Origin of the sequence: Serratia sp. MMO-28 (assembly GCF_037199905.1) — a bacterium.
GTDB lineage: Bacteria > Pseudomonadota > Gammaproteobacteria > Enterobacterales > Enterobacteriaceae > Chania > Chania oryzae.
Map to the genome: position 1 here is coordinate 1 of NZ_JBBCVB010000005.1, position 12,718 is coordinate 12,718.

A 12,718-nucleotide genomic window follows, 5' to 3' on the forward strand; every position below is an offset into this window, starting at 1 on the left:
TGATATTGCTGAGGAGAGGGTGTTTTGAGCATGGCAGTCAGTCCATTTTTTGCACTGACCTTATTAGATCAAAGTCCTGGCCTCACGGCCAGGACTTTGTCATCAATCTGAACCCGCCAGAGGCGGGTTTTTTATCGGAGCAGAGCCAGTTAATCGTTAACTGGCTGTGGCTTAGTGGCCGGGGCAGTGGCCTGATTCGCCGCTGCATGCCCACCAGCGGAACCTTTGCCTTCGAAGTTGAAGGAAGGGCGCTGCCAATCACTGTGCTTCGGTGCTTCCGGCTCGTAGCTAGGGGCTGGAGCTTTGGTCATCGGCGCGGTAGCAATATGCTTATAGAGCACTTCTGCTGCCTGTTGAACAGGAGCTGGCAGTGGCTGTTCAACCTCTGGCTTTTCCTGCTCAGCGGCTGCAACCGCTTCTTGCATCACGTAAGCAGATTCAGTGTCTACTGCTGGCTGCACGGTCAGTTCCTCTACAGGAACTTCAACGAATGCTGGTGATTCGACTTCTGCTTGAGTAGTTTCTACAACGCTAACCCACGTTTCTGCAATCGTTTCTACCGGAGCTTCTGCCGCTGGGGAAACATCTTCAACCACAGGGTTGCTGATAGCGGCCTGAACGGCGGCGATTTGCGGCGCAACATATTCAGCAACGGCTTGAGCCTCAACGACTGTCACTTGCTCCGTCACCACTGGCTGCGGTTCCTGCACTGCTTCAGCAATAACGGGTACAGCAATGCTGGCTACCGTTACGACTGCTGGAGAGGCTGCGATTTCAACCGATTCTACCGGAACTTCTGCTTGCTCAGTCGCTTGTGTTGCCTGAGTGACAGGGTAACTTATCCAAACCTTACCTGATGCCATTTCTGGTGAGGCAAAAGCACCGGCCAGCGGCATTGGCGAATGGTTAGGGTAACGCTCGTCACGGTAACGGCGGCGGCGCTGGCCGCTAACACGCAGGTGGCGCGGTGAACGGCGTGAACGGCGTGGCATGCCGTTTTCACCGTTATTACGGTCTACCTGTGCATTATCTTCAGAAGACACAGCAACAGCTTCAGGCAGCAGTTTCACGCTTTCTGCCACTGCGGCAACCTGAACCACTTCAGCTTTCACTGGGAGTGCTTTCGGTGCCAACAGTTCTTCAGCTGCGCGATGCAGTTCTTCTTCCGCAGACAGGACGCGAACCTTCTGCGCTAACGGGCGACGCTGACGGCGCTGCATTGGCTGCTGATGACGTTCTTCCTGCTCTTCATCGCTGCCGGCAACATCACTGTCGTTTTCCAGTGCTTTAACGTCTTGCGGAGCCTGGCGTTTCTCTTCCTGGCGGCGGCGTTGACGTTCAGCGCGCTGATCGCGACGTTGCTGCTGCTCATCACGTTGCGCTTTTGCAGCTTCTTCGGTTTGCACTTCATCAGCAACAGGTACCGCTTGCTGCGCGTTGCGGCGGTTGTTACGACGTTGATCGTCACGGCCTTCACGTGATTCGCGGCCCTCGCGATTTTCGCGTGGCTCACGGTTATCACGGCTTTCGCCACGTTCTTTACGATCGCCTCGTTCACCACGCTCTTTACGGCCAGAACCCTGGCGGCGTTGGCCACGGCGATCCTGACGACGGTTGTCGCTGCTTTCTGTCTGAGCAACTTCGGCTGGTTTGGCCTCAACTTTTGGCTCTTCTTCGCTGGCGAAGAAGGCTTTCAGGCCACCGAACAGACGGCTCAACAGGCCCGGTTTGGCTTCAACGGCAGCAGGAGCGGCAGGCTTAGCTGCGGCCACAGGCTTGCTAACGACAGGCTCTTCATCCGGCGGTGGAGCATCAGCAGAGAGAGAGAAGGAGGCCAGCGCCGGTTGTTCAGGACGTTTACGCTCCATCGGCGCATCTTCCTGCGGTTGTGCCATTTCCTCTTCGTGCAGCTTCGGCAACAGATAGCTCAGCGTTGGGGTTTCTTCACCCTTACGCACGCGCAGTACCGAATAATGCGGAGTTTGCATCTGATCGTTAGGCACGATGATCGCTTTCACGCCACCCTGACGCTTTTCGATCGCACTGACAGATTCACGTTTTTCGTTCAGCAGGTAAGACGCTACTTGAACAGGAACGATGGCATGAACTTCTTTGGTGTTCTCTTTCAGCGCTTCTTCTTCGATCAGGCGCAGAATAGACAGTGCCAGAGACTCGTTATCACGAATGGTCCCAGTGCCGCTACAGCGTGGGCAGACGTGATGGCTGGATTCACCCAGTGACGGGCTGAGACGTTGACGCGACATCTCCAACAGGCCAAAACGCGAGATACGGCCAATCTGAATACGGGCACGATCCTGGCGGACCGCATCACGCAGGCGGTTTTCCACTTCGCGCTGATGGCGCACTGGCGTCATGTCGATAAAGTCGATCACGATCAGGCCACCCAGATCGCGCAAGCGTAACTGGCGGGCAATTTCGTCTGCCGCTTCCAGGTTGGTATTAAATGCGGTCTCTTCGATATCGCCGCCGCGGGTTGCGCGTGCGGAGTTGATATCAATAGCGGTCAGGGCTTCGGTGGTGTCGATAACGATGGAGCCACCAGAAGGCAGACGCACTTCACGCTGGAAGGCAGATTCGATCTGCGATTCGATTTGATAATGGCTGAACAGTGGGATCTCACCGCTGTACAGCTTGATTTTGCTGCTGAAATCCGGGCGGCCCAAAGCAGCGATATGCTCTTTGGCCAGATCGAGAACTTTTGGGTTGTCGATCAGGATCTCGCCGATGTCCGGGCGCAGGTAATCGCGGAAGGCACGCACGATAACGTTACTTTCCTGATGGATCAGGAATGGCGCAGGGCGGCCTTCTGCGGCTTTTTTAATCGCTTCCCAGTGCTTCAGGCGGAAAGAGAGGTCCCATTGCAGCGCGTCAGCGGATTTACCGACGCCCGCGGTGCGGACAATCAGGCCCATGCCATCGGGTAACTGCAGTGAAGAGAGGGCTTCTTTCAGTTCGGTACGATCATCCCCCTCAATACGGCGGGAAATCCCCCCGGCGCGCGGGTTGTTTGGCATCAGCACCAGATAACTACCGGCCAGGCTGATGAAGGTGGTCAAGGCTGCGCCTTTGTTACCACGTTCTTCTTTATCAACCTGAACAATGACTTCCTGGCCTTCGCGCAGCACATCTTTGATGTTCGGGCGACCATGAGAAGAGTAATTGCTGGGGAAATATTCGCGAGCGATTTCTTTCAGAGGGAGGAAACCATGTCGTTCTGCGCCGTAGTCCACAAACGCTGCTTCAAGACTGGGTTCAATTCGGGTGATTTTGCCTTTGTAAATATTCGCTTTTTTCTGTTCGTGACCCGGGCTTTCAATATCCAGATCATACAGCCGCTGTCCATCTACAAGGGCAACACGCAACTCTTCTTGCTGAGTTGCGTTAATCAACATTCTTTTCATCTTAACTTACTCGTTATTTTTACATTATCGACAAAGCTGCGGGCAAAATAACCTCATGGCCGGGTTAAAAACCGAAAACCCCGTGTCTTCTCGCAAAGTCGTCAACCTCACGGTTGTCGCCTGCATAGGGGCGCATTATCTCGGTAAGCCTGTATTTCTTTGTGAAAACAGCGCTTTTTGACTCAGGGAATAGCCTCTGATTTACGTCGACAGATCTGATTCCATTTGCCGGCCAAGCTGCAACCCGCAGCCCGCTAATTGTTTGATTTCACATTACGTCTTACGCCATTGCTGCGTTTTTGTGCGACCAGACAAACTGTATAATTCCACACTTCTCCTTGTTTTAACGAGGATCAGCACGGAAAGTCACTTCATTATTCCATTGCTGACACCGTTATAGCAAGGTGACTTTTCCTTAACTGCGGAAGAAATCGCAAACGTTCAAACCGGCTTGCTGCCTTATTGTTCGCTGTGATTTACCCTGCAGCCAGAATCACAGTTAAGCACATAAAAAGAGGTGGCGCTATTTACTCGCTCTATTTAGAATCCCGCCTCATGAAAACGAACAATCCCGCAGTACAATTAATCACGATTTCTGACGATGAAGCCGGTCAAAGAATCGACAACTTTTTGCTGGCCCGTCTTAAAGGCGTACCAAAGAGCATGATCTATCGCATGGTGCGTAAGGGCGAGGTGCGGGTGAACAAAGGCCGTATCAAGGCCGAATATAAACTGGCCGCCGGTGATGTGGTGCGAGTGCCGCCGGTACGCGTGGCCGAACGTGAAGATGCCCCGGTTTCTGCCAAGCTGGATAAAGTCGCGGTGCTGGCCGATTGCATCCTTTATGAAGACGACCATCTGTTGCTGCTGAACAAACCCTCAGGTACCGCGGTGCACGGCGGCAGTGGCCTGAGTTTTGGCGTGATCGAGGGGTTGCGTGCGTTGCGGCCAGAGGCGCGCTTTCTGGAATTGGTACACCGTCTGGATCGCGATACCTCCGGGGTGCTGATGATCGCGAAGAAACGTTCCGCGTTGCGTTCACTGCATGAGCAACTGCGCCTTAAAGGGATGCAGAAAGATTATCTGGCCTTGGTGCGTGGCCAGTGGCAGTCGCACTGCAAGGTGGTTCAGGCACCACTACTGAAAAACATCCTGCAGAGTGGGGAGCGTATTGTACGCGTCAGCAGCGAAGGCAAACCCTCGGAAACCCGTTTTAAGGTGGAAGAGCGCTTTGAGCATGCCACGCTAGTGAAAGCCAGCCCGATTACCGGGCGTACTCACCAGATCCGCGTACATACTTTACATGCCGGGCATCCGATCGCGTTTGACGATCGTTACGGTGACCGTGAATTTGATCGTCAATTGGCCGGTACGGGTCTGAAACGCCTGTTCCTGCATGCGGCGGCATTGCGCTTCGAACACCCGGCCACTGGCGAAACGATGCGTATCGAAGCGCCGATGGACGATGAATTGCGGCATTGTTTACAGGTTTTGCGTAAACAAACCGCAAAATAACCTTATACCAGCGGGTTGATCCCTTCAGCCCGCAGCATTTCCAGCAGTGCAATTAGCGGTAAGCCAACCAGTGTATTCGGATCGCGCCCTTCAAGGCGATCAAACAGCGCAATACCCAAGCCTTCACTTTTAAAGCTGCCAGCACAGTTGAGCGGCTGTTCCAGACGCACGTAAGTGGCGATCTCGGCCTCGCTCAGTGAACGGAAATGGACATGGAATGGCTCACACAGCGCCTGCAGATGGTTGCTGTGGCTATTATAAAGCGCCAGCCCGGTATAAAAAGTCACTTTCTGGCCGCTGGCTTGGCGCAGCTGTTCGCGAGCGTTCTCCTCGGTATGCGGTTTGCCGGTGATATTTCCGTTGATGACGCAGACTTGATCGGAGCCGATAATCAGGCGATCGGGATAAGCCATGGCAAGCGCTTGGGCCTTTGCCACCGCAAGCCGTAATACTAATGCTTCGGCATTTTCACCGGGTAATGGCGTTTCATCCACTTGTGGCGCTGCGCAAATAAAAGGCAGCCGTAACTTCTCCAGCAGCATTTTGCGGTAGGTCGATGTTGAGGCAAGTAATATTCTTTGCATAATTTTTTTCGTAAACCGTAGCGTAAATAAGGCGACCATTTTAAACTGTCGGCCGCTGTGGAAGCGAATATTGGTGAAAGGTGCCGTTTTACGGCCTTTTTCTTTGACTCTATGTCGTTACAAAGTTAATATGCGCGCCCTATGCAAAAGGTAAAATTACCCTTGACCATTGATGCGGTACGTACCGCTCAGAAACGCCTGGACTATGTTGGTGTCTATACGTCTGAGCAGGTAACACGTGTTGCCGACTCCGTGGTCAGTGTGGACAGTGATGTTGAGGTTTCGTTGTCGTTTGATATCGACAACCAGCGCCTCGCGGTGATAACAGGGCAGGCAGATGTCGCGGTAACGCTGATGTGTCAACGCTGTGGAGTTCCGTTCGCGCATCACGTTCATACAACGTATTGTTTTAGCCCGGTCGTCAATGATGAGCAGGCTGAGGCATTACCGGAAGCGTACGAACCGATCGAAGTTGACGAGTTTGGCGAAGTCGATCTGTTGGCAATGATTGAAGATGAAATTATTCTCTCACTGCCTGTCGTTCCGGTACATGAATCTGAACACTGTGAAGTGTCCGAAGCGGACATGGTCTTTGGTCAACTGCCTCCCGAGGCGGAAAAACCAAACCCATTTGCCGTATTAGCCAGTTTAAAGCGTAAGTAATTGAGGAGTAAGGTCCATGGCCGTACAACAGAATAAACCAACCCGTTCCAAACGTGGCATGCGTCGTTCACATGATGCGCTGACCACCACCACTTTGTCTGTAGATGCGACTTCTGGTGAAACTCATCGTCGTCACCACATCACTGCCGACGGTTTCTACCGCGGTCGCAAGGTTATTGGCTAAGTTAGCGATACCTTGAATCGTCTAACCCTGGCGTTAGATGCTATGGGCGGGGACTTCGGTCCCTGCGTCACAGTGCCTGCTTCATTGCAGGCACTGGCCTCTAATTTACAGCTTCATCTCCTGCTCGTCGGCGATCCCGACATCATCTCTCCTTTACTTGCCAAAGCCGATCCGCTGCTGTTGGAACGTTTGCAGGTTGTGCCCGCTGAGTCGGTTATTGCCAGCAATGCCAAACCTTCACAAGCGATCCGCGCCAGCCGTGGGACTTCCATGCGCATTGCGCTGGAACTGATTAAAAGTGGTGATGCGCAGGCCTGTGTCAGCGCAGGCAACACCGGGGCTTTGATGGGGCTGGCCAAGCTGCTGATCAAGCCGCTGGCCGGCATTGAGCGCCCGGCACTGATGACGGTGCTGCCGAATCAGCGCCGCAGCAAGACCGTGGTGCTGGATCTGGGGGCCAACGTGGAGTGCGACAGCACGATGCTGGTGCAGTTTGCGGTAATGGGCGCGGTGATGGCGGAAGAGGTGTTGGGTATTGAGCAGCCCCGTGTGGCGCTGCTCAACATTGGTGAAGAAGAGACCAAAGGTCTGGATAATATCCGCGAAGCAGCGCTCGTACTAAAAAATACTCCGGCAATCAACTATATTGGTTATCTGGAAGGAAACGATCTGCTCACCGGTAAAACCGATGTCATGGTCTGCGACGGCTTTGTGGGTAACGTCACCCTAAAAACCATGGAAGGTGTGATAAGGATGTTCTTATCACTGCTGAAGTCTTCCTCTGAGGGGGGCAAGCAGGCATGGTGGTTGAAATTGTTGGGCCGATGGTTGCAAAAAAGGGTGGCAAAGCGTTTCGGTCATCTGAACCCCGACCAGTATAATGGTGCATGTCTGTTAGGATTGCGGGGCACCGTAATCAAAAGCCACGGCGCGGCGAACCAAAGTGCGTTCGCGGTTGCCATCGAACAGGCTGTGCAGGCGGTGCAGCGGCAAGTTCCCGACAGAATTGCTGCGCGCCTTGAAGCTGTATTACCCAAGAGTGACTGAATCGTTCATGTATACAAAGATTCTCGGTACGGGGAGTTATTTACCCGTACAAGTGCGCACCAACGCTGACTTAGAAAAAATGGTGGATACCTCTGACGAGTGGATCGTCACACGTACCGGTATCCGCGAGCGTCGTATTGCTGCCGCAGATGAAACTGTGGCAACCATGAGTTTCCATGCCGCAGCTCGCGCCATGGAAATGGCCGGTGTGGCTAAAGAAGATATTGGTCTGATCGTTGTGGCGACCACAACCTCAAGCCACGCGTTCCCAAGTTCTGCCTGCCAGGTACAGCAAATGTTGGGTATTGCAGATTGTGCTGCTTTCGATATTGCTGCGGCCTGCGCTGGCTTTACTTACGCGCTCAGCGTTGCCGATCAATATGTGAAAAATGGTGCGGTAAAACATGCGCTGGTGATCGGTTCAGACGTGCTGTCACGCACGCTGGATCCTGAAGATCGCGGCACTATCATCTTGTTTGGTGATGGCGCCGGTGCGGTGGTGCTGGGGGCATCCGAAGAGCCTGGGATTATCTCAACGCATCTGCATGCCGATGGTCGTTATGGCAATCTGTTGGCATTGCCGAATAAAGATCGTCAGGATCCTGAGCAACCGGCCTACGTCACCATGGCGGGTAATGAAGTCTTTAAAGTGGCAGTAACCGAACTGGCACATATCGTTGATGAAACCCTGAAAGCCAATGAGTTGGATCGCAGCGAACTGGATTGGCTGGTGCCGCACCAGGCCAATCTGCGGATCATCAGCGCAACAGCAAAAAAATTGGGTATGGGGATGGATAAAGTGGTGGTGACGCTCGATCGTCACGGTAACACCTCTGCTGCCTCTGTACCGTCGGCGCTTGATGAAGCCGTGCGCGATGGGCGTATCCAACGTGGTCAACTGGTGTTGCTGGAAGCGTTTGGCGGCGGCTTTACCTGGGGTTCGGCGCTGGTTCGTTTTTGATTTAACAGGAAGATAAAAATGACGCAATTTGCTTTTGTTTTTCCAGGTCAGGGATCGCAGACCGTTGGCATGTTGGCCGATTTGGCCGCGCAGTTTCCGATCGTGGAACAGACTTTTAGCGAAGCTTCTTCGGCTTTGGGTTACGACCTGTGGCAACTGGTGCAGCAAGGGCCGGTAGAAGAACTGAACAAGACCTGGCAGACCCAGCCAGCCCTGTTGGCCGCGTCGGTGGCGATTTTTCGCGTCTGGCAACAGCAGGGCGGTAAAGCGCCTGCAATGATGGCGGGCCATAGCCTGGGTGAATATTCAGCGCTGGTGTGTGCCGGTGTGCTGGAGTTTGCTGCCGCAATCCGCTTGGTGGAACTGCGTGGCAAACTGATGCAGGAAGCCGTGCCTGAAGGTACCGGTGCGATGTATGCCATTATCGGTTTGGATAACGAATCTATCGCCAAAGCCTGTGAAGAATCTGCCCAAGGGCAGGTGGTTTCGCCGGTAAACTTCAATTCGCCGGGGCAGGTGGTGATTGCTGGCAATAAAGAAGCGGTTGAACGCGCAGGGGCGGCCTGTAAGGCAGCCGGTGCCAAGCGTGCGCTGCCATTACCGGTAAGCGTTCCTTCGCATTGCGCACTGATGAAGCCTGCTGCCGATAAACTGGCGGTAGCGCTGCAGAGCGTGACGTTCAGTGCGCCGCAGGTGCCGGTGGTCAATAACGTCGATGTGCGTGCCGAAACAGCGCCAGAAGCTATTCGCAGTGCGCTGGTGCGCCAGCTCTACAGCCCGGTGCGCTGGACAGAAAGCGTAGAATTTATGGCGGCAGAAGGTGTGACATCGCTGCTGGAGATCGGCCCAGGGAAAGTCCTGACCGGTCTGGCTAAACGCATTGTTGATACCCTGACGGCTGCGGCTGTCAATGACACCGCCACCTTGTCAGCGGCGCTTGAGCAATAAAAGAGGAAAACAATGAGCTTCGAAGGAAAAGTTGTTCTGGTGACCGGTGCCAGCCGTGGTATTGGCCGGGCTATCGCAGAATCATTTGTTGCACGTGGTGCGAAAGTAATAGGAACAGCCACCAGCGAAAGCGGTGCGCAGGCGATCAGCCAGTACCTGGGTGAGAACGGCAAAGGGTTCATGCTGAACGTTGTTGATGCTCAATCTATCGACAGCGTACTGAAATCGATTCGTGAAGCATTTGGCGAAATCGACATTTTAGTGAATAATGCCGGCATTACGCGTGATAACCTGCTGATGCGAATGAAGGATGATGAGTGGCAGGATATCCTGGACACCAATCTGACCTCAGTATTCCGTCTGTCAAAAGCGGTAATGCGAGCTATGATGAAAAAGCGGTTTGGCCGTATCATCACCATAGGTTCTGTTGTAGGTACCATGGGTAATGCAGGGCAGGCTAACTACGCGGCGGCTAAAGCCGGTCTGATAGGTTTTAGTAAGTCTTTGGCACGTGAAGTTGCTTCACGTGGCATTACGGTCAACGTCGTGGCACCTGGCTTTATTGAGACGGACATGACACGGGCGTTGACAGAAGATCAACGCGCAGGCATTTTGGCCCAGGTTCCGGCTAGCCGGCTTGGGGATGCTAAAGAAATCGCCAGCGCTGTTGCATTTTTAGCCTCTGATGAGGCTGGCTACATCACCGGTGAAACGTTACATGTCAATGGCGGCATGTACATGATTTAAAAAATGTGAAAACCATTTGCGTTATTTGCGGTAAAAACCGCAAAATAGCGTAAAATCGTGGTTTGACCAGCCGGGATTTAGTTGCATCTTTTTCAACATTTTATACACTACGAAAACCATCGCGAAAGCGAGTTTTGATAGGAAATTTAAGAGTATGAGCACTATCGAAGAACGCGTTAAGAAAATCATTGTTGAGCAACTGGGTGTTAAACAGGAAGAAGTTTTAAATAACGCTTCTTTCGTTGAAGATTTGGGCGCTGATTCTCTTGACACCGTTGAGCTGGTAATGGCTCTGGAAGAAGAATTCGACACCGAAATTCCAGACGAAGAAGCTGAGAAAATCACTACTGTTCAGGCAGCTATTGATTTCATCAACGCTAGCCAGCAGTAAGCGAACATATCTAGGCGGTCACTCGACCGCCTAAGTTTTTTCTATTCCTAGTGTCATATTTTCCCTCCTTGGAGGACAAACGTGTCTAAGCGTCGAGTAGTTGTGACCGGACTGGGCATGTTGTCTCCTGTCGGCAATACGGTAGAGTCCACATGGAACGCTCTTCTTGCCGGTCAGAGTGGCATCAGCCTGATCGACCATTTCGATACCACTGCCTATGCAACCCGTTTTGCAGGCTTGGTAAAGAATTTTAATTCTGAAGATTTCATCTCGCGCAAAGATGCGCGCAAGATGGACGCCTTCATTCAATATGGCATCGCCGCCGGCATGCAGGCCATGCAGGATGCGGGGCTGGAAATCAACGAGCTCAATGCCACCCGCATTGGCGCTGCTATCGGCTCCGGTATCGGTGGCTTGGGTCTGATCGAAGAGAACCACAGCTCACTGGTTAACGGTGGCCCACGTAAAATCAGCCCGTTCTTTGTGCCTTCCACCATTGTGAACATGATTGCCGGCCATCTGACCATCATGTACGGCATGCGTGGCCCAAGTATTTCTATTGCCACCGCTTGTACTTCGGGTGTGCATAACATCGGCCATGCGGCGCGTATCATTGCCTACAATGATGCTGACGTGATGCTGGCCGGTGGGGCAGAAAAAGCCAGTACCCCGCTGGGCGTAGGCGGCTTTGGTGCTGCTCGTGCACTCTCAACCCGCAATGATAACCCGCAGGCGGCAAGCCGCCCATGGGACCGAGACCGTGATGGTTTTGTGCTGGGTGATGGTGCCGGTATGATGGTGCTGGAAGAGTACGAGCACGCGAAAAAGCGCGGCGCGAAGATTTACGCAGAAGTCGTTGGCTTTGGTATGAGCAGCGATGCCTACCATATGACGTCACCACCAGAAAACGGTGCGGGCGCTGCGTTGGCGATGGAAAATGCGCTGCTTGACGCAGGCGTGACGGCGTCACAAATTGGTTATATCAATGCGCATGGCACTTCGACGCCTGCCGGTGATAAAGCCGAAGCCGAAGCGGTGAAATCCGTGTTTGGCAGCGATGCCAAAAGCGTGATGGTCAGTTCCACCAAATCGATGACCGGCCACCTATTGGGTGCTGCGGGGGCGATTGAGTCGATCTTTACCGTACTGGCATTGCGCGATCAGGCCGTGCCACCAACCATCAACCTGGATAATCCGGATGAAGGTTGCGATCTGGATTTTGTGCCGCACGAAGCACGCCAGACAAAAAATATGGAGTACACCCTGTGTAACTCCTTCGGCTTTGGTGGAACTAACGGTTCGCTGATTTTCCGTCGCGTGTAGTGAATTCACTGTAAAGCTGATGAAGCCCGGTTTAATCACCGGGCTTTTTTTATCGTACTGACGCATTCGGCATGTGCGCTCTGCTGTTATCGTTTTATGCTGTGGTGCAACTCAGCGGGAGGGGAGACTATGTACTGGATCAATGGGCAGCAGCATGATGCTTTGGCACCGAGCGATCGCGGTTTGCAGTTTGGTGATGGCTGTTTCACCACGGCAAGGATCGTGGAAGGGAAAATCGATCTTTTACCCTGGCATATTGAGCGGATGCAGCAGGCGGCTCAACGTTTGCTTATGCCCGCCGTTGACTGGTTGGCGCTTGAACGTGAAATGGTGCATGCGGCAGAATCTATCACGCTGGGCGTAGTCAAAGCGATACTCACGCGCGGCAGCGGTGGGCGCGGATACAGCCCGCACGGTTGTGAGCATCCTACCCGTATTATTTCGCGCAGCACTTACCCGCAGCACTACCTGCAGTGGCGTGAACAGGGGATCCGTCTGGCTGTGAGCCCCGTGGCGTTAGCTCGCAATCCGCTATTGGCCGGGTTAAAACACCTTAACCGTTTGGAGCAGGTGCTGATCCGTGCGCATCTTGACCAGACTGATGCCGAGGAGGCGCTGGTGCTTGACACCACCGGCATGCTGGTGGAATGCTGTGCGGCTAATTTATTCTGGCGTAAGGGAAAAGAGGTTTTTACGCCAAGTTTGGCGCAGGCGGGTGTTGCCGGGTTAATGCGCAGGCGGGTGATTGAGTTACTGGCAGGCAGTGAATATCAGCTGCATTCTGTCAGTGAACCGCTGGAAACGCTGGCTGACGCCGATGAAGTGCTGGTGAGCAATGCGCTAATGCCATTGCTGCCGGTGAACGAGGCCCACTCATGGCGCTATCACTCGCGTCAGATGTATGACTTTTTGCGTCCACATTGTTAATGATGA

Annotated in this window: 12 protein-coding genes; 10 read left to right on the forward strand and 2 right to left on the reverse strand. The window is 53.4% G+C overall.

Annotated features, from left to right (window positions below):
* Positions 1-149: 149 nt before the first annotated feature.
* On the reverse strand, positions 150-3,422 hold the full coding sequence (gene rne / locus WG891_RS05495) for a ribonuclease E (RefSeq protein WP_337261836.1): 3,273 nt from the start codon (positions 3,420-3,422) through the stop codon (positions 150-152).
* 555 nt (positions 3,423-3,977) lie between these two features.
* Between rne and rluC the strand changes: the two genes are divergently transcribed.
* A complete protein-coding gene (rluC, locus tag WG891_RS05500; protein ID WP_337261837.1) occupies positions 3,978-4,937 on the forward strand; it encodes a 23S rRNA pseudouridine(955/2504/2580) synthase RluC in 960 nt (319 codons plus the stop codon).
* A 2-nt stretch (positions 4,938-4,939) separates the two neighbouring features.
* On the opposite strand, the gene WG891_RS05505 is transcribed toward rluC, so the two are convergent.
* Complete coding sequence (locus WG891_RS05505) at positions 4,940-5,521, reverse strand: Maf family protein (protein ID WP_337261838.1); 582 nt, start codon at positions 5,519-5,521, stop codon at positions 4,940-4,942.
* 141 nt (positions 5,522-5,662) lie between these two features.
* Between WG891_RS05505 and yceD the strand changes: the two genes are divergently transcribed.
* From yceD to pabC, 9 genes are all read left to right on the forward strand, one after another.
* Entirely contained in the window at positions 5,663-6,184 is a 522-nt protein-coding gene (gene yceD, locus WG891_RS05510) for a 23S rRNA accumulation protein YceD (protein WP_076939834.1), read from the forward strand.
* A gap of 16 nt (positions 6,185-6,200) precedes the next feature.
* A complete protein-coding gene (rpmF, locus tag WG891_RS05515; protein WP_004943042.1) occupies positions 6,201-6,368 on the forward strand; it encodes a 50S ribosomal protein L32 in 168 nt (55 codons plus the stop codon).
* 12 nt (positions 6,369-6,380) lie between these two features.
* Positions 6,381-7,415 (forward strand): phosphate acyltransferase PlsX, encoded by a 1,035-nt coding sequence (gene plsX / locus WG891_RS05520; protein WP_337261839.1) that lies wholly within the window; start codon positions 6,381-6,383, stop codon positions 7,413-7,415.
* A 7-nt stretch (positions 7,416-7,422) separates the two neighbouring features.
* Complete coding sequence (locus tag WG891_RS05525; RefSeq protein WP_337261840.1) at positions 7,423-8,376, forward strand: beta-ketoacyl-ACP synthase III; 954 nt, start codon at positions 7,423-7,425, stop codon at positions 8,374-8,376.
* An 18-nt stretch (positions 8,377-8,394) separates the two neighbouring features.
* A complete protein-coding gene (gene fabD / locus WG891_RS05530) occupies positions 8,395-9,324 on the forward strand; it encodes an ACP S-malonyltransferase (RefSeq protein ID WP_076939837.1) in 930 nt (309 codons plus the stop codon).
* Between the two features lie 12 nt (positions 9,325-9,336).
* Positions 9,337-10,071, forward strand: coding sequence for a 3-oxoacyl-ACP reductase FabG (gene fabG, locus WG891_RS05535; RefSeq protein ID WP_076939838.1), 735 nt, complete (start codon positions 9,337-9,339; stop codon positions 10,069-10,071).
* 154 nt (positions 10,072-10,225) lie between these two features.
* Entirely contained in the window at positions 10,226-10,462 is a 237-nt protein-coding gene (acpP, locus tag WG891_RS05540) for an acyl carrier protein (protein WP_004719003.1), read from the forward strand.
* Between the two features lie 81 nt (positions 10,463-10,543).
* The gene (gene fabF, locus WG891_RS05545) at positions 10,544-11,785 is read left to right on the forward strand and encodes a beta-ketoacyl-ACP synthase II (RefSeq protein WP_156293835.1); all 1,242 of its coding nucleotides are present in this window, start codon (positions 10,544-10,546) and stop codon (positions 11,783-11,785) included.
* Between the two features lie 129 nt (positions 11,786-11,914).
* Positions 11,915-12,712 carry an aminodeoxychorismate lyase gene (gene pabC, locus WG891_RS05550; protein WP_337261841.1) on the forward strand — a complete coding sequence of 266 codons (798 nt, stop codon included), beginning with the start codon at positions 11,915-11,917 and terminating at the stop codon, positions 12,710-12,712.
* Positions 12,713-12,718 lie beyond the last annotated feature (6 nt).